This window comes from Propioniciclava sp. MC1595, assembly GCF_017569205.1.
GTDB lineage: Bacteria > Actinomycetota > Actinomycetes > Propionibacteriales > Propionibacteriaceae > Propioniciclava.
Window position 1 is genome coordinate 2,103,000 of record NZ_CP071870.1, and the last position, 23,065, is coordinate 2,126,064.

Here is a 23,065-nt window from a genome sequence, read left to right on the forward strand (position 1 = left end):
AAACCGCCTGTGGACGACGCCGTCAGGCCCCGAGGATGCGCTCCAGGTGCGGGCCGGCGAGCACCCGGCCGGGGTCGAGCCGGTCGCGGACGGCCAGGAAGTCGTCGAAGCGGGGGTGGACCGCGCGCAGGGCCGCGGCGTCCAGCGTGTGCTGCTTGCCCCAGTGGGGCCGCCCGCCGTGCTCGGCCACGATCCGCTCGAAGACCGCGAACGAGTCCCCGACGTCGGAGCCCGCGTACTGGTGCACGGCCACGTAGGCCGTCTCGCGGCCGTACGCCCCCGAGAGCCACACATCGTCGGCGGCCACGAACCGCACCTCGACGGGGAACTGGATGGGCGCCCTCGTCCGGCCGTACCACGCCCGCAGTTCGCGCAGGACGTCCCCCACCGACCCCAGCGGGACCGCGTACTCCGACTCGACGAACCGCACCCGGCGCGGGCTGCAGAACACCCGGTGGGAGCGGTCGGCGTAGGTGCGCGAGCCCATCGCCGCGGCGCTCACCCGATTGAGGGTGGGGACCAGCCGCGGCGCGACCGAGCCCAGTTCGTTGACCAGCGCGAACACGCCGTTGGTGAGCACCTCGTCGTCGAGGACCGCCCGCCACCCGGGCAGCGGGGGCGCGGTCTCCGCGCCCTCCCGGTGGTTGCGGCGGGTCGAGGCGACCGTGGTGTGCGGGAACCAGAAGAACTCCGCGTGGTCGGCGCTCGCCGCGAACGCCCGCGGGTCGGCCAGCACGTCCTCCAGCGGCATCGGACCCTCCACCGCGCGCAGCCGGAAGGCGGGCACGGTCTGCAGCTCGAGCGCGGTCACGATCCCGAGCGCGCCGAGGTTGATGCGGGCGGCCTCGAAGGTACCGTCGCCGGGGACGCAGCGCAGCACCTCCCCGGACGCCGTGGCAATCTCGACGCCGACCACCGCGGCCGCGATGCCGTACAGGCCCAGGCCGGTGCCGTGGGTGCCCGTGGCGATGGCCCCGGCGATTGTCTGCGCGTCGATGTCGCCCAGGTTGGGCAGGGCCACGCCGAGGGCGTCCAGCGCCCGGTTGAGGTCACGCAGCCGCGTCCCGGCGCCCACCCACACCTTCCCGGAGGGGGCATGGTGGCTGCGCACGCCGGCGAGCCCGGCCAGGCTGACCGCGATGTCGGTGGGCTGGCCGATCGCGCTGAACGAGTGCCCCGAGCCGAGCGGGCGCACCGTGCGTCCCGCCGCACCCGCACGGACCAGCACCTCGGCGGCCGCCGCCGCGTCGACCGGGACGGCCACCTGCGTCGGTGTGGACGTCACCGTCCCGGACCAGTTGCGCCACGTCATCCGAAGTTCCTCCCCTCGCCCCGGTAGGTCGGCCAGGCGGCGACCACCGCGTCCCGCTCCACCACGTGCACCGCGTCGAACCGCTCCAGCAGTTCGCCGGCCTTGGCGCCCCGGAACCACACCCGGTCCCCCAGCCGCAGGCCATCCGCAGACGCCCCGCGCACCGGTGTCTGCACCTCACCCGTCCCCTCGGTGCGCAGCAGGCGCAGGGCGGCGTCCACCGGCCGCGGCACGCGCGACCAGCCCGGCTCACCCGAGGCGACGTACCCGCCCGAGAAGAGCGTCACCACCCCGCGCGCGGGGCGCCGCACCACCGGCCGTGACCGAGCCGTCGCCGCCGAAGGTCTCCAGCGACCCGGTGCCGCCGCCGTTGACGAAGGCCAGCTCGGCGACCGACCGCAGCGCGGCGACAACCGCCGCGCGCCGGTCGGGCAGCTCGGACAGGGTGCGTCGCTTCAGCCAGCGGACCGCGGCCGAGGCGTCCGGCAGGCCGGCCACCTGGGCGTCGTAGAACATCGCGCCGACGACGGTGAATCCCGCCGCCTGCGCCGCGCGGACCACGGTCACCGCGTCGGACGCCGTGCGCACCGGCGAGCGGCGCACGCCGAGGTGCGCGGGCCCGATCCGCACCGAGCAGTCGACGTCGATCGCGACCCGCAGGGGCTTACCGGCCGGCAGCGCGGCGGCGAGGAACTCCACGTGCTCGACCGAGTCGACGGCCAGGGAAACCGCGGCCAGGGCGGCCTCGTCGGCGGCGAGGCGTGCCAGCGCGTCGCGGTCGACGGTCGGGTAGGCGACGAACACGTCGGCGAGGCCGTGCCCGACCAGCCACAGGGCCTCGGGCAGCGCGTAGGCCATCACGCCGGAGAAGCCCGGCAGGGCGAGGACGCGGGTGAGGGCGTCCCGGCAGCGGAGCGACTTGGAGGCGACCCGGATGGGGAGTCCGCCGGCGCGGCGCGCCAAGTCGGCGGCATTGGCGTCGAACGCGGCCACGTCGAGCGCCGCCAGCGGGGCGCCGAGGGCGGCGGTGGCGTCGGCGAGTCGCGTCATCGCGCGACCCTAGCCCCCGTCAGAGGTTGTCGGGAACCTGCAGCTCGGAGTGCGCGATCTCCTCGATCGAGACGTCGCGGAAGGTCAGCACCTTGGCGGACTTCACGAAGCGGGCCGGGCGGTACATGTCCCACACCCAGGCATCGCCCATGGAGACCTCGTAGTAGACGTCGCCGCCCTCGGTGCGCACCTTGAGGTCGACCGCGTTGCACAGGTAGAACCGGCGCTCGGTCTCGACGGCGTAGGTGAAGATGCCGACGACGTCCTTGTACTCGCGGTACAGCTGGAGTTCCAGCTCGGACTCGTACTGCTCAAGGTCCTCGGTGCTCATGTTCGCCCCAGCCTAACCGTTCGGGCCACGTTGTCCCACTTCATCCGGTGGATCGCGCACGGGCCGAGTTCGTCGAGTTCGGCCTGGTGCTCACGCGTGCAGTAGCCCTTGTGCACGTCGAAGGCGTAGCCGGGGTGGTCGGCCGCGTAGGCGGTCATGATGCGGTCGCGCGTCACCTTGGCGATGATGGACGCCGCGGAGACGCTCGCCGCGACCGCGTCGCCCTTCCACATCGCCAGGGTGGGGACGCCGAACCCGTCGACCGGGAAGCCGTCGGTGAGCACGAAGTCGGGACGCGCCTCGAGCCGGGCCACGGCGCGCCGGAGCGCCTCGAGGTTGGCCACGTGCATGCCGAGCGTGTCGCACTCGGCGGGTTCGATCCGCACCGCGGCCCAGGCCAGCGCCTTGGCGGTGATGAGGTCGTAGAGCCGCTCGCGAGCCTTGGCGGTCAGCTTCTTGGAGTCGTTCAGCCCCTCCAGCGGGCGGGGCGGCAGGACCACGGCGGCGGCGACCAGCGGGCCCGCGCAGGCCCCGCGCCCGGCCTCGTCGGCTCCGGCGACGGCCGTGAACCCGGCCCGGGCGAGGGCGCGTTCGTAGCCGTAGAGCCCGGCGTCGCGGCGGATGACGAACGCCATGTCAGCAGTTGGTGCCGTCGCCGCCCACGGTCACGACGGGATGCTCGGGGGCCGGCCCCGGCGCGGCGGCGATGCCGGCGTACGCGGCGGGGGTGGCGTAGGTGCGCCACCGGTCGAACGGGAACAGGGTGAACGCGGCCGCGCCGATCACCGACTCGACGCTGGGGAACCCGCCGGCGTACTCCTCGCCCCGGATCGTCGTGTCGAGGTGGCAGCGGGAGTCGGCCGAGGCGCTGCGGTGGTCACCGAGCACGAAGATGCGGCCCGCGGGCACCACGACGTCGAAGGGGAAGCTGGAGGGCTGGTCGGGGGTGCCGTCGGGGGCCCGGTACAGGTACTCGGACTCGTCCAGCGGGGCGCCGTTGACCGTGATCCGGTCGTCGGCGTCGCAGCAGACGACGTGGTCGCCCTCGACCCCGACGACCCGCTTGACGAGGTGGTTGGCCGACGGGTCGGGCATCAGGCCGATGAAGACCAGCACGTCCTGCCAGGGCTCCTGGGAGAACATGTCGGGGTTGCCGAGCCACTCCAGGTCGTCGCGGAAGACGACGACGTCGCCGCGCTGGAAGGGTTGAACCTTCTGCACGGCGACGCGGTCACCCACCTCGAGCGTCGACTCCATGGAGCGCGAGGGGATGGAGAACACCTGGAGGAGGAGCAGCCGCAGCAACGTGGACGCGATCAGCGCCCCGACCACCACGATGGTGACCTCTTTCAGGAAGCCGCCGAGGCCTCCGCCCCGCTCTTCCCGCTCCACCGTGGCTCTCCCCCGCGCGATCAGTTGTCGCGCTTCTCCTTGATCTTGGCAGCCTTGCCGCGGAGGCCGCGGAGGTAGTACAGCTTGCCGCGGCGCACGTCACCGCGACGCTCGACCTCGATGCGGTCGATGATCGGGGAGTGCAGCGGGAAGGTGCGCTCGACACCGGTGCCGAAGGAGACCTTGCGGACGGTGAAGGCGGCACCGATGCCCTGGCCGTTGCGGCCGATCACGACGCCGGCGAACACCTGGATACGGGAGCGGTTGCCCTCGACGACCTTCACGTGGACCTTGACGGAGTCACCCGGGCGGAAGTCGGGGACGTCGTCGCGGAGCTGGGAGGCCGCGACCTCGGCAACAAGCTTGTTCATGGTGTTTCCTCGCCGGTGCCACAGGTCACCTCGTGAATGTCTTCGTCAGGGGCGCCGTGCCGAACCCCCTGTGGCAGGGGCACGTGCGCAACCTGCCCAAGTCTGCCACAGGGGCCCTGCCCCCACGAAATCGCCTACAGGGTGGCGAGCCTCAGGTTGTCGAGCTCTGATCCGTAGTGCTGGGCGATGCGGCGCTTGCGCTCGAGGTCGGCGATGACGGCGGGGGCGAAGTCCACGTCGTAGAGCGCCTGGCAGCTGCCGAGCCCGCCCGGGGTGAACACGTTCACCTCCATGAGCTTGTCCCCCACGATGTCGAGGCCGACCAGGAACATGCCGTCGGCGACGAGCTTGGGCCGGATCAGGTCGACCATGTGCAGCATCTCGGGCGTGACGTCGACCGCCTCGGCCTTGCCGCCGACCTTCATGTTGGAGCGCATGTCGCCGGTGGTGTTGCGGCGGCGGAAGGCGGCGTACGCGCCGTCCACCTGCAGGGGCACCCCGTTCATGACGAACATGCGGATGTCGCCCTCTTCGGCCTCCTTCAGGTACTCCTGCGCCACCACGTAGCCGTCGCGGGCGATCGCCTCGATGATCTGGCTGAGGTTCGGCGACTCCTTGCGGTCCACGAGGAACACGCCGCTGCCGCCGGAGCCCTGCAGGGGCTTGAGCACGGCCTTGCCGCCCAGTTCGTCGATGAAGGACGAGATGAGCGCCTCGTCGCGGGAGATCAGGGTGCGGGGCCGCACGGTCTTGGGGAAGTGCTGGAAGTACGCCTTGGACAGGGCGTTGGCCAGGGAGCTCGGGTCGTTGACCACCAGCACGCCGGCCTCGGCGAACAGCTGGCCGAAGGCGATGGCCGCGGTGGCCGCCCAGGGCTTCTCGTTGGCGTCCTCGGCCGGGTCGTTGCGGAGCATCACGACGTCGAACTCGCCGATGTCGAGCTGCTTGACGACCTCGGGCTTCTGCACGTCCTCGAGGTAGCGCTCCAGGCTGCGGTACCGCTTGCCCGAGGCCTGGCGCGCCCGCGCGCTCATCGAGCCGTCGGGTTCGTAGGCGAAGTCGCCCAGCCCCATGAGCGAGACCTCGTGGCCGGCCTGGCTGGCGGCCAGGGCGAGCCGGGTGGTGGTGTAGGTGGGCAGTTCGGTGGCGACGTCGTTGACGACGAACCCGATCTTCATGCGGCGACTCCGATCAATTCGCTGAGGGATTCCAACTGGGACGCCCGGACCATGCGGGGCATCGCGTCGGGGTCGTCGAGGTAGCGGGGGCGCAGGCGGGGCGGGTTGAGGACGCCGCGGTCGCGCAGGTCGGCGATCAGCGGCAGGTCCCGCAGGGAGAACTTGCCCAGGAACAGCAGGTCGAGCTCTCCCCCGTCGCGGACGTGGTGGAGCAGGTCCACCAGGCCGCGCAGGTAGATGGCGTCCTTGGTCAGGCCGCCGGAACGGTAGGCGCGCATGGTCGTGGTGAAGGCGCTGCCCTGCGGGAAGCCGAGCTCCATCAGGGCCTCGAACGACTCCGAGAAGGACGCCCCGGACACCAGCCGGTGCACGGTCAGGACCCGCGCGGCCAGCTGGCGCAGCCGGAAGGGCGTGAGCCCCCCGCATGCCACCTCGGCGAGGACGGCGAGCCCCTCCTGGGTCTCGTCGTACCCGGCCAGCCCGGTGCCCAGGACCCGGATGGGCTGCGCGGACCCGTTGACCTGGGTGACCAGGTGGGTGCCGACCTCGTGCTGCAGCAGCGCGTTGGTGCGCGCCGACTGGACTGCCGAGGTCTCGGCGATCAGCAGCGTGTCCCCCGACACGAGGACGCCGGCGACGTCGTGGCGCACCTCGGCGTTCATCTCGATGTCGGGGTCCTGCTCCTTGTAGTGCTCGATCTCGGCGCACGCGAGGGCGTGGAACTCCACCGCGCCCACCTGCTCGCCGCGGCCGGCGCCGCGGGGCACGTGCTCGAGCAGGTGCTCGGCGATGTCGCGCAGGGCGGGCGCCACGCCCCCGTACAGCTCCAGCGACAGCGGCAGGAAGTCAGGGGTGTCCCGCGCCCGCAGCAGGTCGAGCTGCAGGGTCATCTCGCGATGCTTGGCGCGCAGCAGCGCCCCCAGCGTGGGGTCGGACACCGCGTCGAGGTCGATCAGGTCGAGCATGCCCTGGGCGACGTCGGGGTCGGTCTGCAGGTCGCGGTAGGCGAACCGCGGCATCCGGTCCCCCTCCGCGTAGGCGGTCAGCACCTCGTCGGAGTTGATCGGCGTCACGTCGAGCAGGAACTGGATCGCACCGCCGACCTGGGCGACCGCGTGGTCGATGACGAGGTCGGTGGTCGCCAGCCCCGTCATCCGGTGGGCCCTTCCGCCAGCGCGGCCTCGACCGCCGGCACGGTGCCGGCCAGCGCCGCGATGAGCTCGGCCAGGCGCCCCTCGTCGACCTCGGCGGTCCACTCGTCCATGAACGACTTGCGGAACTCCAGGGCCAGGCAGCACCCGGTGCCCGGGTAGCGGGCGTGGATCCACTTGCTCAGGTGGCCGCCCTGGAAGCGGACGTTCTCGCGGACGTCCAGCTTGCCCCAGCTTACGGGCGTGCCGGCGAGTGCCTCGGAGAAGGCGTCGACCACGTGCCCGAACCGCTCCCGATCCAGCGAGCCGGTGCCCACGTTGACCTCGGGGTTCTCCTCGGGGTCGGACGCCGGCGCCTCGGCCCCGTCGCGGCGGTGGTTGTAGGTGTGGACGTCGTAGAGCACGAACGGACCCTGCGCGGCGAGGGCGTCCAGGCGCTCGGCAAGGTCGGCGTGGAACGCGTCGTAGAGCTCCAGCGAGCCGTCCACCACGTCGTCGGGCAGCGCGGTGTCGCGCCAGACCTCGAGGTCCCAGCAGTCCGCGGGCGTCCGGTAGACGGCCTGCTCGCGCGGCCGGTTCAGGTCGACCTCGAAGCGCGAGCGGTGGACGACGAGGTGGCTGGGGAGCGCGGCGGCGAGGCGCCCGGTGTGCGGGTCCTCCTCACGCAGCCGGTCGGTCTCGGGGAGCACCATCTGCTCGGCCACGTCGGGCCTGAGGTCGTGTCCGTTGTGGATGGCGGTCGCCACGACGCGAGAGTCCCAGTCGCCGTGGTAGCTGTACGGGCGGCCCATTCTCCCACCGTAGCCAGCCGCACAAGCCGCTGGCTAGGGGCGGAGCCTGGGTCGCTAGGGTGTGCCGCGTGACCCACCCCATTGAGGCCCCCGCCAGGCCCGTCGGGCGCCGCCGCGAGATCGGCCTCGCCCTCGCCCTCAACCTCGTCTTCGTCGCCGGCGTCCTGTTCTGGGGCTGGCCGGCCGGCAACGTCCTGCTGCTGTTCTGGGTGGAGAACGTGCTGATGGGCGTGGGCACCCTCGTCCGGATCCTCACGGCAGAGGTGGAGCCGCAGACGCGGCGTCCGGTCTTCTTCACCCTGCACTACGGGATCTTCTGCGTGGTGCACCTGGTGTTCGTCGCCGTCCTGTCGTTCTGGATGGGCGCCGAGTTCACCGTCGGCGCGCTGCTCGTGCCGGCCCTGCTCGTGCTCGTGCGGCACGCCGCCGACCTGGTCACGGTGTGGTTCGGCGCGGGCGTCCGCCACCGGACCACCCCCATGCAGGCGTTCGTGCTGCCCTACCCGCGCATGATCGTGCTGCACGTGACCACGATCCTGGGCTGGGGCCTCATGCTCGGATCCCTCACCATGCCCGGCATGGAGCCGACCGGCCTGGCCGCGATCCTCGCCCGCCTCCGGGAGGCGTTCGCCGGCCTCGGCGTCGAGGTCACCTCCGCGGGCCTGGTCGTCGTCCTCCTCGTGCTGGTCAAAATGGCGTTCGAGGCCCTCACCGCGGGCCGCCCGGTGCAGTGGACGATCGGCGACCAGCGGTTCACCACCCACTGACCGACCCGGACGCCGGCGCCCCTCCCAACGCCGCAGGCCGGCCCCGCGTGAGCGGGACCGGCCTGACGTGTGGCGGGAACGACTACTTGCCGTCCTTCTTGAACAGCGACTTCATGAGGTCGCGGTTCAGGGCGCTGATCGTGTCCAGCGGGATCTGCTTGGGACAGACCGCCGCGCACTCGCCGATGTTGGTGCAGCCACCGAAGCCGTCGGCGTCGTGCTGGGCCACCATCGTCTTGACGCGGCTGTACCGCTCGGGCTGGCCCTGCGGCAGCATCGCCAGGTGGGTGATCTTCGCGGCGGTGAAGAGCATGCCCGACCCGTTGGGGCAGGCGGCCACGCACGCGCCGCAGCCGATGCAGGTGGCCGCGTCGAACGCGCGGTCGGCCTGGATCTTCGGGGCCGGCACCGAGTGGGCCTCGGGGGCCGAACCGGCGTTGATCGAGATGAAGCCACCGGCCTGAATGATGCGGTCGAACGCGGTGCGGTCGACGACGAGGTCCTTGATGACCGGGAACGCACCGGCCCGCCACGGCTCGACGTCGATGGTGGCCCCATCGGCGAACGAGCGCATGTGCAGCTGGCACGTGGTGGTCGGGACCGGGGAGTTGCCGCGACCGTGCGCGGTGCCGTTGATCACGACGCCACACATGCCGCAGATGCCCTCGCGGCAGTCGTGGTCGAACGCGATGGGCTCCTCGCCCTTCACCGTCAGGTCCTCGTTCAGCAGGTCGAGCATCTCCAGGAACGACATGTCCTCGGACACGTTCTCGACCCGGTAGCTGACCATCTTGCCGGCCGACTGGGCGTTGGCCTGGCGCCAGACGCGCAGGTTGATGATCACTTGTAGCTCCTCTGCTTCAGCTCGATGAACTCGTACTCCAGCGGCTCCTTGTGCAGGATCGGCGCGTTGCCGGCGCCGGTGTACTCCCACGCCGACACGTGCAGGAACTCGTCGTCGTGACGCAGCGCCTCCCCGTCCTCGGTCTGGGACTCGGCCCGGAAGTGACCGCCACAGGACTCGCGACGGACCAGGGCGTCCACGCACATGAGCTCGCCGAGCTCGAGGAAGTCGGCCACGCGGCCGGCGCGCTCGAGGGTCTGGTTGAAGTCCTCGTTGACGCCGGTGACCTTGACGTTGCTCCAGAACTCCTCGCGGAGCTCACGGATGCGACCGATGGCGAACTTCAGGCCCTCCTCGGTGCGCTCCATGCCGCAGTACTCCCACATGATGTTGCCGAGCTCCTTGTGGAAGCTGTCGACGGTGCGGGTGCCCTGGATGGAGAGCAGGCGGTTGACCCGTTCGTTGACCTCGGTCAGCGCCTCGACGACCGCCGGGTGGTCCTGGCCGACCTTGTCGAAGGGGGCCTTCGACAGGTAGTCGTTGATCGTGTTCGGCAGGACGAAGTAGCCGTCGGCCAGGCCCTGCATCAGCGCCGAGGCGCCGAGGCGGTTCGCACCGTGGTCGGAGAAGTTCGCCTCACCGGTCACGTACAGGCCGGTGATCGAACTCATCAGGTCGTAGTCGACCCACAGGCCACCCATCGTGTAGTGCACGGCCGGGTAGATGCGCATCGGCGTCTCGTACGGGTTCTCACCCGTGATCTGGGCGTACATGTCGAAGAGGTTGCCGTACTTGGTCTCGACGGCCTTCTGGCCCATGCGCTCGATCGCCGACGCGAAGTCGAGGTACACACCACGACGGACCTGGCGCTTCTCGCCGGTCTTGTGGTCGACCTCCTCGACGGCGGGACCGACACCGCGGCCCTCGTCGCACATGTTCTTGGCCTGGCGCGACGCGATGTCACGCGGCACGAGGTTGCCGAACGCCGGGTAGATGCGCTCGAGGTAGTAGTCGCGGTCCTCCTCGGCGATCTGCCGCGGGTCCTTCGTGCAGTCCTCGGCACGCTTGGGCACCCAGATGCGACCGTCGTTGCGCAGCGACTCGGACATCAGCGTGAGCTTGGACTGGGTGTCGCCGTGCACCGGGATGCAGGTCGGGTGGATCTGGGTGTAGCACGGGTTGCCGAAGTAGGCGCCCTTGCGGTGCGCACGCCACGAAGCGGTGACGTTGCAGCCCATCGCGTTGGTCGACAGGAAGAACACGTTGCCGTAGCCACCGGTGGCGAGCACGACCGCGTCGGCGGTGTGGGCCTCGATGGCGCCGGTCACCATGTTGCGGGTGACGATGCCGCGGGCGCGGCCGTCGACCAGGATGACCTCGAGCATCTCGTGGCGGGTGTGCATCTTCACGGTGCCCGCCGCGACCTGGCGCTCCAGGCTCTGGTAGGCGCCGATCAGCAGCTGCTGACCCGTCTGGCCGCGGGCGTAGAAGGTGCGCTGCACCTGGACGCCACCGAAGGAACGGTTGTCGAGCAGGCCGCCGTACTCACGGGCGAACGGGACGCCCTGCGCGACGCACTGGTCGATGATGTTCGCGCTGACCTCGGCGAGGCGGTAGACGTTCGTCTCGCGGGCGCGGTAGTCGCCGCCCTTGACGGTGTCGTAGAACAGCCGCATCGTCGAGTCGTTGTCGTTGCGGTAGTTCTTGGCCGCGTTGATACCACCCTGCGCGGCGATCGAGTGCGCGCGGCGGGGGCTGTCCTGGTAGCAGAAGTTCAGGACGTTGTAGCCCGCCTCGCCCAGCGTCGCGGCGGCGGCGCCACCGGCGAGGCCGGTGCCGACCACGATGATCGAGAGCTTCCGGCGGTTGGCCGGGTTCACGAGCGCCGCCTGGAACTTGCGGGTCGCCCACTTCTTCTCGATCGGACCCGCGGGGGCCTTGGTGTCGCGGATGTCCGCGCCCACCTGGAAGAAATCAGTCACAGTCATTACTTCACCCATCCGAATTGAACGGCCAGCGGCATGATCATGAAGCCGACGAACAGCACGATCGCGATCACCCAGGCGAGGCCGTTGAGGAACGAGCGGGCCTTGGCGGAGGTGTTCGCGCCGAGCGTCGTCAGGGCGCTCCAGACGCCGTGGCGGACGTGCAGGCACACGATGGCCACCCACACGAGGTAGGCCAGGGTGACCCACCACTGCGAGAAGCTCGCGATGACCATGTCGTACGGCTCGCTACCGGCGCGGAAGCCCGTGGTCACGACCTGCGCGGTGAACTGCAGCAGGTGGAAGACCAGGAAGCCGGCCAGGATGACGCCGCCCCAGCGCATGGTGCGCGCGGCGTACGTCTGCGAGAGACGCTTGGTCACGGCGTACTTCGAGCTGCGGGCCGAGTGCGCGCGGCCGGTCAGCACCGCTGCCGACCAGATGTGCGCCACGATCGCCACGAGCAGGAAGACGCGGAAGATCCAGATGAACGTGCCCGACGGGACGAGCGGGTACAGGATGTCGCCCTTGAGCCAGTGCGCGTAGTGGTTGAACGCGTCGGCGCCGAGGAACACCTTCAGGTTGCCGTACATGTGCATGAGCAGGAAGCCGACCATGATGAGACCGGTGATGGCCATCACGACCTTCATGGTCACCGTTGACCGGACTGCTCGCTGGTGAGGAGTCAGTGTTGTTGTCGCCACGGCCACAACTTAGCCAAGTTCTCCGCTGAATGTCCCATCGACGTGAGCGTTTCGGACAGCCGTGACCGGTTCGCAGGAATCGGGCGCCCACAGCGGTGAATACCGCAAGCAAATGCTTGCGTTATTGGGCTTTGCGCTATTCCGGCAACAAGTCCGGACGCCGCCCCGCCGTCCGCTCCCACGACTGCTCCCGGCGCCACTGCGCCACCCTCTGGTGGTGGCCCGACATCAGCACCTCGGGCACGTCCAGACCGCGCCAGCTCGGGGGCTTGGTGTACACGGGGTACTCGAGCAGCCCCTCCCCCTCCACCGAGTGCGACTCCTCCACCAGGGAGTGCGGGTTGCCCACGACGCCGGGCACCAGCCGGACGACGGCCTCGACCATCGCGAGCACGGCGACCTCGCCGCCGTTGAGCACGTAGTCGCCGAGGCTGACCTCGCGCACGGGCATCCGGGACGCCGCGTGCTCGACCACGCGCGCGTCGATCCCCTCGTAGCGGCCGCAGGCGAACACGAGGTGGCGCAGGGCGGCGAACTCGTGGGCCATCGCCTGGGTGAACGGCTCGCCGGACGGGGTCGGCACGACCAGCGTGGGCAGCGACCAGGCCCGGTCGAGGACGTGGTCGAGCGCCTCGCCCCACGGCTCGGGCTTCATCACCATGCCGGCGCCGCCCCCGTAGGGGGTGTCGTCGACGGTGTGGTGTCGGTCGTAGGTCCAGCGGCGCAGGTCGTGGACCTCCCAGTCCACGAGGCCGGCGCGGCGCGCCTTGCCGACCAGGGACAGGTCCAGCGGCGCGAAGTAGTCGGGGAAGATCGAGACGATGTCGAAGTACATCAGGCGTCCTCGTCGCTCAACAGGCCGCCAATGTCGGCCACGCGGACGTGGCCGGCCTCGAGGTCGACCACCGGGACGACCTCGGACACGAACGGGACCAAGCGGTCGCCCCCGGACGTGCGCACGACGAGCACGTCGTGGGCGGGGAGGTGCAGCACCTCGCCGATGGTGCCGGCGACCGCACCCGCGGCGTCCAGCACCTCGAGGCCGACCAGCTGGCGGTCCCAGTACTCGCCCTCGTCGGCGGGGGCCTCGCCGGCGGGCACGTCGGCCCACAGCTCCCGGCCGCGCAGCGCCTCGGCCGCGGTGCGGTCCGTCACGCCCTCCAGGCCGAGCAGGAGCGTGCCGGAGTGCCAGCGCGCGCTCGCGACCGTGCGGGGCCGGTCGCCCACCCGCAGGCTCGCCCCCGGGGTGAAGCGGCGCTCGGGCTCGTCGGTGCGCACGTGCACACTCACCTCGCCGCGCAGCCCGTGCGCGCGCCCGATCGTGCCGACCAGGACGTCGACGGTCTCGCCCATTCCGGGCTCCTTCCCTGGGGGATGAGAACGGTCCCCGGCCCGTTCGAGACGGACCGGGGACCGGTGTGGTTCAGCGGCGGCGGGGGCGGCGGTCCACGTCGACGAAGTCGACCCGGACCTGCTCACGACCGGCCAGCGCGGTGATGACCGTGCGCAGGGCACCCGCAGTGCGGCCCTGACGCCCGATCACCTTGCCGATGTCCTCGGGGTTGACGCGGACCTCCAGCGTCCGGACGCGTCGGCGGTCCAGGTCGGACACGACGACGTCGTCGGGGTTGGACACGAGCCCGCGCACCAGGTGCTCCAGTGCGTCCGCGAGCACGATCACGCCTCGTCGGACGCGGCGTCCTCGGCCTCGGGGGCCTCGGCCTCGGGGGCGTCAGCCTCGGCGGCGGGGGCCTCCTCGGCCTCCTCGGCCTTCTTCTTGCGCGAGGAGAAGGCGCCGGTGGCCGGCTCGTCGTCGGACTCGGCCAGCGCCCTGTTGAAGGCGGCCAACTTGTCGGCCTTCTCGGCCTGCGGCTTGATGCCCGACGGCTCGTCGGAGCCCTTGAACTTCTGCCAGTCACCCGACAGCTTGAGGATCTTCTCGACGGTCTCGGACGGCTGGGCGCCGACGCCGAGCCAGTACTGCGCACGCTCGGAGTTGACCTCGACCACCGACGGGTCGTTCTTCGGCTGGTAGATGCCGATCTCCTCGATCGCACGGCCGTCGCGCTTGGAGCGCGAGTCCATGACGACGATGCGGTACTGCGCGTTGCGGATCTTGCCCATCCGCTTCAGACGAATCTTGACAGCCACGTGTGTGGTTCTCCTGTTGGAACATGCCCCTGCGACGCGCAGGGACGGGATCGGGTGAGCGGGGCCTTCGGCGTGGGACAACCTCACGCCCAACTCGGGTGGACTGCAGCCGAGGGCGTGAGAGGGCACCCGCGGGCACAGCGCATCGGCCATTGTGCCAGACGCGGCCCCGATCCGCCCAACCGGGTCAGGAGCGCACGACCCGCCCGCGCAGGATCACCAGCCGTGGGTGCCGCACGACCGACAGGTCGGTGCGGGGGTCGGCGTCGTAGACGACCAGGTCGGCGGACGCCCCGTCGGCCAGCCCGTCCACTCCCAGCCACTCCCGGGCCCGCCACGAGGCCGCGCCGAGCGCGAACTCCGCTCCCCCGACGCGGCCCAACAGCTCGACCTCCTCGGCGATCAGCCCGTGCGGGATGGAGGTGCCGGCGTCGGTGCCCGCGTACACCGGGACGCCGGCGTCCACGGCCTTGCCGATCGTCTCGAACCGGCGCGCGTGCAGGGCCCGCATGTGCGTGGCGTAGGTGGGGAACTTCTCCTCCCCCGCCGCCGCGATCTGCGGGAACGTCTCGATGTTGCACAGCGTCGGCACCAGCGCCACGCCGCGCTCGGCCATGGTCGCGATGGTGTCGTCGTCCAGCCCGGTGCCGTGCTCGATGCCGTCGATCCCGGCGTCCACGAGCTCGGTGACCGACCGCTCGTCGAAGCAGTGCGCGGTCACCCGCGCTCCCTCCTCGTGGGCCGCCCCGATCGCCGCGGCCGCCACGTCGGCCGGCCAGAGCGGGCGCAGGTCGCCGGCGTCCCGGTCGATCCAGTCGCCCACGAGCTTGACCCAGCCGTCGCCGGCGCGCGCCTGGGTGCGCACCTCCTCGACAAGGTCCTCGGGCTCGACCTCCTCGGCCAGGTTGCGGATGTAGCGACGGGGCCGTGCGATGTGGCGTCCGGCCCGGATGATGCGGGGCAGGTCCTCGCGGTCGTCGACCCAGCGGGTGTCGGTCGGCACGCCGGTGTCGCGGGCCAGCAGCGTGCCGGCGTCGCGGTCGAGCAGCGCCTGGCGCTCGACATCCTCGGCGTCCGTGGCACCGTTCGGCCCCATCCCGATGTGGCAGTGGGCGTCCACGAGGCCGGGCAGGATCCAGCAGTCGGTCGCCACGGTGACCGCGTCCGCAACCGGCTCGGACGCCACCACCCCGTCCACGACCCAGACGTCGCGCACCTCGCCCTCGGGCAGGACCGTGCCGCGCAGGTGCAGCCGCGAGGGCGGCCCGGCGGGCACGTCGGCGTACACGTGCGTGTGCGTCGACCCGTCGTGGGTGTGGGTGTGGGCGGTCAGGGGCTGGCCCAAAGCGTCCAGCGGTACGTCGTCGTGGTGGTGGTGCGCCATGGCACCACCCTGCCGCACGACGGCGCCCGGCGTCAGCCGAAGGGGCCCTTGTTCTGCTGCTGGTTGAACATCTTCTGCAGCTCGGGCGGCAGCTGGAAGTCGGCCATCGCCTGCTGCATCTCGGCCTCGGTCTGCGGCACGAACTGCTCGGGCGCGGACGCCGCCGCGGGGTTGCCGGAACGCTTGGCCGGGTTGCCCGACACGCCCTTCTTCCCCTTGGCCGCCTTCTTCGCCTGCTGCTTGGCCGGGCGCCCGGGCAGGCCGGGCATGCCACCCATGGCCCCCATGCCGGGGGGCATGCCGGGCAGGCCGCCGCCCTTGCCCATCTGGCGCATCATCTTGCGGGTCTCCATGAAGCGGTTGACCAGCCCGTTGACGTCCTGGACCGTGGTGCCCGACCCGTTGGCGATGCGCGAGCGCCGCGACCCGTTGAGGATCTCGGGCTTGGCACGCTCGGCCGGGGTCATCGAGTAGATGATCGCCTCGATGCGGTCGATCTCGCGCTCGTCGATGGCGCCGAGGGCCTCCTTGTACTGGCCCATGCCCGGCATCATGCCGAGGATCTTGCTCATCGGGCCCATCTTGCGCACGGCCTGCATCTGCTGCAGAAAGTCGTCCAGGCCGAAGTCGCCCGACCCCATGATCTTCTCGGCGGCCTTGCGCGACTGCTCGGCGTCGAAGGTCTTCTCGGCCTGCTCGATCAGGGTGAGCAGGTCACCCATGTCGAGGATGCGGCTGGCCATCCGGTCGGGGTGGAAGAGGTCGAAGTCCTTCAGCGACTCGCCGTTGGAGGCGAACATGATCGGCTTGCCGGTCACGCGCGCGATCGACAGCGCCGCACCACCACGGGCGTCACCGTCGAGCTTGGAGAGCACGACGCCGTCGAAGCCGACGCCCTCGGCGAAGGCGTTCGCGGTGTTGACCGCGTCCTGGCCGATCATGGCGTCGACGACGAACAGGATCTCGTCGGGGTTCACCGCGTCGCGGATGTCGGCGGCCTGCTGCATCAGCTCGGCGTCCACGCCCAGGCGGCCTGCGGTGTCGACGATCACCGTGTCGTAGTACTTGCGCTTGGCCTCCTCGATGGAGGCCCGCGCCACCTCGACGGGGTTGCCGACGCCGTTGCCCGGCTCGGGCGCGAACACCGGGACGCCGGCGCGCCCACCGACGACCTGGAGCTGGTTCACGGCGTTGGGGCGCTGGAGGTCGGCGGCGACCAGCATGGGCGTGTGGCCCTGCTCGCGCAGCCACAGGCCGAGCTTGCCGGCGAGCGTCGTCTTACCGGAACCCTGGAGACCGGCGAGCATGATGACGGTCGGCGGGTTCTTGGCGAACCGCAGCTGGCGGGCCTGCCCACCGAGGATCTCGACGAGCTCTTCGTTGACGATCTTGATGATCTGCTGGGTCGGGTTCAGCGCCTGGCTGAGCTCCTCGCCCTTGGCACGCTCCTTGACGGCGGCCACGAAGTCCTTGACGACGCCGAGGTTGACGTCGGCCTCGAGCAGCGCGAGGCGGATCTCGCGCGCGGTCGCGTCGATGTCGGCGTCGGTGAGCCGCCCCTTGCCGCGCAGGTTGCGGAACGTGGCTTGGAGGCGGTCTTGCAGGGTGTCGAACATGCGTGCCTTCTCGTCAGGACAGATCGGTGCCGCCCCAGCCTACCCCGACCGCACCCGGACGCCGCGCGCGTGGAATCCTTGTGCCATGGCCTGGGCCCTGCTCCCCCACGACACGCCCGTCGGCGACCTCGTCGGCCGCTCCGTGGTCGCACGGGGCACTGTCGAGGGCAGCTCCGAGGTGGTCCTCGCGGCGCGGGTGACGCGGCTCGGGGACGACGTCGCCGTCCGGTGGTCGACGCTCTCGGCCCGCACCGACCCCCTGCTCGCCGCCGCGCAGCGCGCCCTGGGCCAGGAGCCGGCCCACGACCCGGCCAAGGAGGCGGAGGTCCACCGGCTCCCCGCCGGGCCACGATCGGGGCCGCCCTGCTGGCGGCGACCGACGTGCACGTCGAGCGCGTGGCGGTCGCCGACGCGGAGCGGGCGGCGAAGGCGGCCCGGCTGGCCCGAGCCACCGCCTCGGAGGCGGAGCGGCGCACCGCGCTGGACCGGGTCACGCGCATCCTGCGCTCGCTGGTGCTGTACTACCTGCCCGACCCCGACGCGGTCGACCGGGCGCTCACCCGCTGAGCGCGGGCGTCACTCCCCCAGCAGGCCGTCGACGAAGCCCTCGGCGGTGAAGGGGGCCAGGTCGTCGGCGCCCTCGCCCAGGCCGATGAACTTCACCGGGATGCCGAGCTCGCGCTGCACCTGCACCACGATGCCGCCCTTGGCCGAGCCGTCGAGCTTGCTCAGCACGATGCCGGTGAGGTCGGTCACCTCGTCGAACACGCGGGCCTGGATGAGGCCGTTCTGGCCGGTCGTGGCATCCAGCAGCAGCAGGCACTCGGTGATCGGGGCGCGCTTCTCGATCACGCGCCGGATCTTGCCCAGCTCGTCCATCAGGTTGGACTTGTTGTGCAGGCGGCCGGCCGTGTCGACCAGCACCACGTCGACGCCCTTGGCGACGCCGGTGTCCACGGCGTCGAAGGCGACCGAGGCGGGGTCGGCGCCCTCGGGGCCGCGGACGGTCTCGACGCCCACGCGGTCGCCCCAGGTCTGCAGCTGCTCGGCGGCCGCGGCGCGGAACGTGTCGGCGGCGCCCAGCAGGACGGTCTTGCCCTCGGCGACCAGCAGGCGGGCCAGCTTGCCCACGGTCGTGGTCTTGCCGGTGCCGTTCACGCCGACGACCAGCACGACGGCGGGCAGGCCGTCGGCGCCGGTCACGTTGAGCGCGCGGTCGAGGGTCGGGTCGGCCAGCTTCACCAGCTCCTGGCGCAGCACGGTGCGGGCGCGCGTGGGGTCGTTGACCCCGTCGATCGACAGCTCCTTGCGCAGGGTATCGACGAGTTCGGTGGTCGGGCCGACGCCGAGGTCGGAGCCGATCAGGGTGGCCTCGAAGTCGTCCCAGGTGTCGGCGTCGAGCCGGTCGGTGCTGATCAGGCCCAGCAGGGCCTGGGCGAGCACGTTGTTGGAGCCGGCGAGGCGGCGGCGCAGCCGGGACAGGCGCGTGCCGGCTGCCTCGGGCCGCTCGGTGGTGGGGGCGGCGGGCTCGGTGGGTGCCACCGGCTCCTCGACGAGGACGCCGTCGGACGGGGTGGCGGGCGGCGCGGTGGGGGTCTCGATCGAGGGGCGGTCCCGGCGCTCCAGCTCGCGGACGCGGCGGTTGCGGACGACCAGCGCGGTGGTCACGATCGCGGCCAGCGCCACGACGGCGCCGACGATGATCCAGAGCAGCGTGGGGTCGTTGAAGTTCAGCGTCACCCGGCCATCCTAGTGCCGCGGGGTCAGGCCCTCGGCTCGCCCTCCGGCAGGCGTACACGGACCACGGTGTCGCCGTTGACGGCATCCTCACCCGGCTCGCCGGACGCCTCCGCCGAGGTCTCCTCGGCCGGCTCCGCGAGGTCGTCGGCGGCGGACGCCTCGTCAGCGGAGGCAGCCGGGTCGTGCTCGGGGTCGGTGATGCCGAAGACGCCGTACGGGTCGTCGTCGAGCTCCTGGGGCGCCGGCGCGGACAGCGCGTCGCTCATGGCCTGTGCCGCCGACTCGTCGACACCGGAGGCCTCCGGGGCGGTCGGTGCCCACACCTCGGGTGCGTCGACGCCGGTGGGCGCCTCGCCCTCCGGCGCCTCGGGCGGGTTCGCGGACGCCGCGGAGCGGGCAGACAGCGCCGACCAGGCCGAGCGCGCGGAGGCGGCGGAACGCAGGTTGCGGAGCTTGTCGGGCAGGTCACGCACGTTGAGGTCGGGGACCTCGTCGATCTCGTCGAACAGCTGCACGAGCGCCCGGGGCGGCTCGCCCTCGCCGTTGAGGTGGCGGGCGGTGCGCGCCATCGCCTCGGCGATCTCGGGGTGCTGCCGGCGGCCGGTGCCCTCCATCCCCATGACCACGACCGCGATGATCGCGGCGGCCAGCACCAGCACGATGAGCATCGTGAAGATCATGACGGGCATGGGGGGTCACCTCCTTGGTCGTCGTCCAGTATGCCCGAGGCGGGCTCAACCCTCGCGCAGGCGCTGGCTGATGACCGTGGAGATGCCGTCCTCGCGCATCGTGACGCCGTAGAGCGCGTCGGCGATCTCCATCGTCCGCTTCTGGTGGGTGATCACGAGCATCTGGCTGTTCTCGCGCAGCTCCTCGTAGATGCCGAGCAGGCGGCCGAGGTTGGTGTCGTCGAGGGCCGCCTCCACCTCGTCGAGGATGTAGAACGGGCTCGGGCGGGCCTTGAACAGCGCGACCAGGAACGCGACCGCCACCAGCGACCGCTCCCCGCCCGAGAGCAGCGACAGCCGCTTGACCTTCTTGCCGGCGGGCCGGGCCTCGACGTCCACGCCGGTGGTGAGCCAGGACCCGGGCTCGGTGAGCACGAGGCGTCCCTCGCCGCCGGGGAAGAGCCGGGCGAAGGAGTGCTCGAAGGCGGCCTCCACGTCGGCGTAGGCCTCGGCGAAGACCTGCTCCACGCGGGCGTCCACGTCGGCGATGATCCCGAGCAGGTCGGTGCGGGTGCGCTTGAGGTCGTCGAGCTGCTCGGCCAGGAACTGGTGGCGCTCGCTCATCGCCTCGAACTCCTCCAGCGCAAGCGGGTTGACCCGGCCGAGCAGGTCGAGGTTGCGCTGGGCGGTGCGGAACCGCTTCTCCTGCTCCTCGCGGACGAATGGGCGCGGTTCGGGCTGCTCGTCGTCCTCGGTGAGCGCCGTCCCGTCCGGGCGGGTCAGCACGGGCACGAGCTGGTCGGGGCCGTACTCGTCCGCTAGCACCTCAGCGGCCAGGCCGAGCTCCTCGAGCGCCTTCTCGGCCAGCGACTCGATCCGCATCCGCTGTTCGGCGCGGGCGAGCTCGTCGCGGTGGGCGACGTCGACGATGCCCTCGAACTGGCGGGCGAGGTCGCGGCTGCGCTGCCGGGCGTCGTGGACGCGCCGGTCGGCCTCCACGCGGCGCTCGTCGGCCAGCTTGCGCGCGCGGCCGGCCGCCTCCTGCGAGGTGGCGACCACGCCGAGCAGCCACTCGGACGCCGCGGCCGCGGCCCGGGCGACCTCGGCCTCGCGGCGCAGCTTCTCGCGGCGGGCGGCGGCCTCGGCGCGCGCGTTGCGCTCGGCGCGCGCCGCGCGCAGCAGGGACTCGGCGCGGCCGGCCAGCGCGCGGGCGCGCTCCTCGTCGGTGCGCAGGGCGAGGCGGGCCTCCATCTCGGCCTGGCGGGTGCGGGCGGCCTCGACGGCCAGCCGATCGCGCTCGGACGGGTCGGCCTCGGCGACCTGGCTGGTGTCCTGCGCGACGCGCAGGCGCTCGGTGAGGCCCGCGAGCGCCTCGGCGTTGCGGTCGCGGCCCTCCTCCGCCTTCGCCACCGACGCGTCGTGACGCTCGGCCTCGGCGATCGCGCCCCGCGCGGACTGGTTCAGCCGGCTCAGCTGCTCGGCCAGGGCCGAGAACTGGGCGTCCGACTCGTGCAGGCGGGCCAGGGCGGCCTCGGTGCGCTGGGTGGCGGCCTCGAGCTTGGTGACGGCGGCCGCGCGCGCGAACGCCAGGCGCTCGACATCCGCCTGCGCCCGCACCAGCGCCTCGGACGCCTCGTCCACCGCCGCCTGCACCTCGATCAGGCTCGGGCGCGCCGACGAGCCACCCGTGGAGAACCAGCTCGACAGCAGGTCGCCGTCGCGGGTGACGGCGCTCGTGTCGGGCAGGGCCGCGACGAGCGAGCGGGCCGCGGCGAGGTCGTCGACGACGGCGACCTTGCGCAGCAGCCGGGTCAGGGCGGGCACGAGCCCGGCGTCGGCGGTGACGGTGTCGACCGCGTAACGGGCGCCGGCGGGGAGGTCGGGCCAATCGGAGCGGTCCCCCACGTCCGCGGCACCACCGAGCAGCAGCCCGGCGCGTCCGAGGTCGTCGGACTTCAGGTGCGCGAAGGCCTCGATCGCGGCGTCCAGCCCGGTGACGGCGACCGCCTCGGCGGCGCCGCCCAGGGCGGCGGCGACGGCCGACTCGAAGCCCGGCTCCACGCGCACCAGCGCGCCCACCGAGCCGAGCACGCCGGACAGCTCGGCCGAGGCCGCCAGCAGCGCCCCCGACCCGTCGCGCCGGTCGAGGCCGACCTTCAGGCCCTCCAGCCGCGCGGCGATGGACGCCCGCTCCTGCTGCGCGGCCTGCTCCTGCGCCTTGAGCGACTCCAGCTCCTCGGTGGCGGCGACCCGCTCGGCGTCGGCGGACTCGTGCTCGGCGTCCAGGTCCTCCTCGCCCTCGGTCAGCCCGCCCAACTCGGTCTCGAGGCGGGCGAACGTGGCGCGGGCCTCGTCGGCGCGCTTGCGGGCCTCGGTACCGGCCGAGCGCAGCCGCTCGATCTCGGCGTCGGCGGCCTCGGTGCGCGACTTCAGCGAGTTGACCTCGCCGGCGAGCCGGGCCAGGCCCTCGCGGCGGTCGGCGATCGCGCGCAACTGCGCGGCGTACTGCTTCTCGGCCTCGGCGTGGGCCCTTTCGGCCTCCTCGCGCGCCACGGAGGCGGCACGCAGGGCCTCGGCCCGCTCGGCGACCTTCGCGTTGATCGCCTCCTCGGTCTCGCGCACCCCGGCGGCTTCGGCCTCGATGAGCTCGGGGTCGCGACCCCGGCGGTCATCGGCCGACACGGTCGCGGCGTTGCGGACCCGCTCCTGCGCGATGCTCAGCGTCGAGGCCGTGCGTTCGCGCAGCGCGGCGAGCGCGTACCAGGTCTCCTGCGCGCGGTTCAGCTCGGGCGCCACCTCGCGCACGGACGCCTCGGCCTCGGCCTCGGCCTCGCGCGCTGCTTCCAGGGCGTCCTCGAGCGCCTTGCGCCGGGCCTTGATCTCGGCCTCGGCGGCCAGGTCGGACTCCAGCGCCAGCGACGCCATCACGTAGTCGTCGGCGAGCAGGCGGGCCTTGGCGTCCCGGAGCTCGGCCTGCACGACCGCGGCCTTGCGGGCCACCTCGGCCTGCCGGCCCAGGGGCTTGAGCTGGCGGCGGATCTCGGCGACCAGGTCGGCCAGGCGGTCGAGGTTGACCTGGGTGGCGTCGAGCTTGCGGAGCGCCTTCTCCTTGCGCTTGCGGTGCTTCAGGACGCCGGCGGCCTCCTCGATGAAGCCGCGGCGCACCTCGGGGGTGGCCTGCAGGATCGTGTCGAGCTGCCCCTGCCCCACGATGACGTGCATCTCCCGGCCGATGCCGGAGTCGCTGAGCAGCTCCTGCACGTCGAGGAGGCGGGCGGGGTTGCCGTTGATGGCGTACTCCGAGCCCCCGGCGCGGAACATCGTGCGGCTGATCGTGACCTCGGTGTACTCGATCGGCAGCGCGCCGTCGATGTTGTCGATGGTCAGGCTCACCTCGGCGCGGCCCAGCGGCGCGCGCCCGGCGGTGCCGGCGAAGATGACGTCCTCCATCTTGCCGCCGCGCAGCGTCTTGGCGCCCTGCTCGCCCATCACCCAGCTCAGGGCGTCGACGACGTTGGACTTGCCCGACCCGTTGGGTCCGACCACGCAGGTGATGCCCGGCTCGAAGTTCAGGGTCGTCGCCGACGCGAACGACTTGAAGCCGCGCAGCGTCAGGGACTTGAGGTACAC

General features: G+C 72.0%; 24 protein-coding genes. 2 read left to right on the plus strand and 22 right to left on the minus strand.

All coding sequences use genetic code 11. From position 1 onward, the window contains the following. Positions 1–22 precede the first annotated feature (22 nt). The 10 genes from J4N02_RS09955 to J4N02_RS09995 all read right to left on the minus strand — a co-directional run bounded on the left by J4N02_RS09955 (position 23) and on the right by J4N02_RS09995 (position 7,576). On the minus strand, positions 23–1,312 hold the full coding sequence (locus J4N02_RS09955) for a D-arabinono-1,4-lactone oxidase (RefSeq protein WP_188332876.1): 1,290 nt from the start codon (positions 1,310–1,312) through the stop codon (positions 23–25). Beyond that, complete coding sequence (locus tag J4N02_RS16890; RefSeq protein ID WP_223202206.1) at positions 1,309–1,599, minus strand: hypothetical protein; 291 nt, start codon at positions 1,597–1,599, stop codon at positions 1,309–1,311. The genes J4N02_RS09955 and J4N02_RS16890 overlap by 4 nt, the downstream gene beginning before the upstream one ends. Next, positions 1,562–2,362 (minus strand): hypothetical protein, encoded by an 801-nt coding sequence (locus J4N02_RS09960; RefSeq protein WP_223202205.1) that lies wholly within the window; start codon positions 2,360–2,362, stop codon positions 1,562–1,564. Before J4N02_RS09960 ends, J4N02_RS16890 begins: the two co-directional genes overlap by 38 nt. Positions 2,363–2,381: 19 nt before the next feature. After that, a complete protein-coding gene (locus J4N02_RS09965; RefSeq protein ID WP_182815893.1) occupies positions 2,382–2,693 on the minus strand; it encodes a DUF2469 domain-containing protein in 312 nt (103 codons plus the stop codon). After that, entirely contained in the window at positions 2,690–3,328 is a 639-nt protein-coding gene (locus tag J4N02_RS09970; protein ID WP_182815890.1) for a ribonuclease HII, read from the minus strand. The genes J4N02_RS09965 and J4N02_RS09970 overlap by 4 nt, the downstream gene beginning before the upstream one ends. A 1-nt stretch (position 3,329) precedes the next feature. Continuing rightward, on the minus strand, positions 3,330–4,085 hold the full coding sequence (gene lepB / locus J4N02_RS09975; RefSeq protein WP_182815888.1) for a signal peptidase I: 756 nt from the start codon (positions 4,083–4,085) through the stop codon (positions 3,330–3,332). A 20-nt stretch (positions 4,086–4,105) separates the two neighbouring features. Then, positions 4,106–4,456: a 50S ribosomal protein L19 gene (gene rplS / locus J4N02_RS09980; RefSeq protein ID WP_188332875.1), complete on the minus strand. Its 351-nt coding sequence runs from the start codon at positions 4,454–4,456 to the stop codon at positions 4,106–4,108. A 134-nt stretch (positions 4,457–4,590) separates the two neighbouring features. Beyond that, positions 4,591–5,634, minus strand: a complete 1,044-nt coding sequence (locus J4N02_RS09985; protein WP_188332874.1) for a glutathione synthetase — start codon at positions 5,632–5,634, stop codon at positions 4,591–4,593. Continuing rightward, positions 5,631–6,788 (minus strand): flavohemoglobin expression-modulating QEGLA motif protein, encoded by a 1,158-nt coding sequence (locus tag J4N02_RS09990; RefSeq protein ID WP_188332873.1) that lies wholly within the window; start codon positions 6,786–6,788, stop codon positions 5,631–5,633. The genes J4N02_RS09985 and J4N02_RS09990 overlap by 4 nt, the downstream gene beginning before the upstream one ends. Beyond that, the gene (locus tag J4N02_RS09995) at positions 6,785–7,576 is read right to left on the minus strand and encodes an N-formylglutamate amidohydrolase (RefSeq protein WP_188332872.1); all 792 of its coding nucleotides are present in this window, start codon (positions 7,574–7,576) and stop codon (positions 6,785–6,787) included. Before J4N02_RS09995 ends, J4N02_RS09990 begins: the two co-directional genes overlap by 4 nt. Before the next feature lie 68 nt (positions 7,577–7,644). Here J4N02_RS09995 and J4N02_RS10000 point away from each other — a divergent pair, with 68 nt between their 5' ends. Beyond that, positions 7,645–8,343, plus strand: a complete 699-nt coding sequence (locus J4N02_RS10000; RefSeq protein ID WP_188332871.1) for a DUF6498-containing protein — start codon at positions 7,645–7,647, stop codon at positions 8,341–8,343. An 82-nt stretch (positions 8,344–8,425) separates the two neighbouring features. Here J4N02_RS10000 and J4N02_RS10005 read toward each other — a convergent pair whose 3' ends face one another. The 9 genes from J4N02_RS10005 to ffh all read right to left on the minus strand — a co-directional run bounded on the left by J4N02_RS10005 (position 8,426) and on the right by ffh (position 17,027). Next, a complete protein-coding gene (locus J4N02_RS10005) occupies positions 8,426–9,187 on the minus strand; it encodes a succinate dehydrogenase/fumarate reductase iron-sulfur subunit (protein ID WP_188332870.1) in 762 nt (253 codons plus the stop codon). Beyond that, complete coding sequence (locus J4N02_RS10010) at positions 9,184–11,187, minus strand: fumarate reductase/succinate dehydrogenase flavoprotein subunit (RefSeq protein WP_188332869.1); 2,004 nt, start codon at positions 11,185–11,187, stop codon at positions 9,184–9,186. The genes J4N02_RS10005 and J4N02_RS10010 overlap by 4 nt, the downstream gene beginning before the upstream one ends. Further along, positions 11,175–11,810: a succinate dehydrogenase cytochrome b subunit gene (locus J4N02_RS10015; protein ID WP_375539336.1), complete on the minus strand. Its 636-nt coding sequence runs from the start codon at positions 11,808–11,810 to the stop codon at positions 11,175–11,177. The genes J4N02_RS10010 and J4N02_RS10015 overlap by 13 nt, the downstream gene beginning before the upstream one ends. A 202-nt stretch (positions 11,811–12,012) precedes the next feature. Then, complete coding sequence (gene trmD / locus J4N02_RS10020; protein ID WP_182815871.1) at positions 12,013–12,711, minus strand: tRNA (guanosine(37)-N1)-methyltransferase TrmD; 699 nt, start codon at positions 12,709–12,711, stop codon at positions 12,013–12,015. Next, positions 12,711–13,229 (minus strand): ribosome maturation factor RimM, encoded by a 519-nt coding sequence (gene rimM, locus J4N02_RS10025; protein WP_188332867.1) that lies wholly within the window; start codon positions 13,227–13,229, stop codon positions 12,711–12,713. The genes trmD and rimM overlap by 1 nt, the downstream gene beginning before the upstream one ends. Before the next feature lie 70 nt (positions 13,230–13,299). Beyond that, positions 13,300–13,551, minus strand: a complete 252-nt coding sequence (locus J4N02_RS10030; protein WP_182815867.1) for an RNA-binding protein — start codon at positions 13,549–13,551, stop codon at positions 13,300–13,302. 2 nt (positions 13,552–13,553) lie between these two features. Then, positions 13,554–14,027, minus strand: coding sequence for a 30S ribosomal protein S16 (gene rpsP / locus J4N02_RS10035; protein ID WP_188332866.1), 474 nt, complete (start codon positions 14,025–14,027; stop codon positions 13,554–13,556). A gap of 187 nt (positions 14,028–14,214) precedes the next feature. Next, positions 14,215–15,411 carry an amidohydrolase family protein gene (locus J4N02_RS10040; RefSeq protein WP_188332865.1) on the minus strand — a complete coding sequence of 399 codons (1,197 nt, stop codon included), beginning with the start codon at positions 15,409–15,411 and terminating at the stop codon, positions 14,215–14,217. Positions 15,412–15,443: 32 nt separating this feature from the next. Further along, positions 15,444–17,027: a signal recognition particle protein gene (gene ffh, locus J4N02_RS10045; RefSeq protein WP_182815861.1), complete on the minus strand. Its 1,584-nt coding sequence runs from the start codon at positions 17,025–17,027 to the stop codon at positions 15,444–15,446. Between the two features lie 381 nt (positions 17,028–17,408). On the opposite strand from ffh, the gene J4N02_RS10050 reads away from it, so the two are divergent. Then, on the plus strand, positions 17,409–17,594 hold the full coding sequence (locus J4N02_RS10050) for a hypothetical protein (RefSeq protein WP_188332864.1): 186 nt from the start codon (positions 17,409–17,411) through the stop codon (positions 17,592–17,594). A gap of 9 nt (positions 17,595–17,603) precedes the next feature. On the opposite strand, the gene ftsY is transcribed toward J4N02_RS10050, so the two are convergent. The 3 genes from ftsY to smc are packed head-to-tail and all read right to left on the minus strand — an operon-like array spanning position 17,604 to position 23,065. Then, the gene (gene ftsY, locus J4N02_RS10055) at positions 17,604–18,767 is read right to left on the minus strand and encodes a signal recognition particle-docking protein FtsY (protein ID WP_243760772.1); all 1,164 of its coding nucleotides are present in this window, start codon (positions 18,765–18,767) and stop codon (positions 17,604–17,606) included. 23 nt (positions 18,768–18,790) lie between these two features. Beyond that, positions 18,791–19,456: a hypothetical protein gene (locus J4N02_RS10060; protein ID WP_188332863.1), complete on the minus strand. Its 666-nt coding sequence runs from the start codon at positions 19,454–19,456 to the stop codon at positions 18,791–18,793. A 45-nt stretch (positions 19,457–19,501) separates the two neighbouring features. After that, positions 19,502–23,065, minus strand: coding sequence for a chromosome segregation protein SMC (smc, locus tag J4N02_RS10065; protein WP_188332862.1), 3,564 nt, complete (start codon positions 23,063–23,065; stop codon positions 19,502–19,504).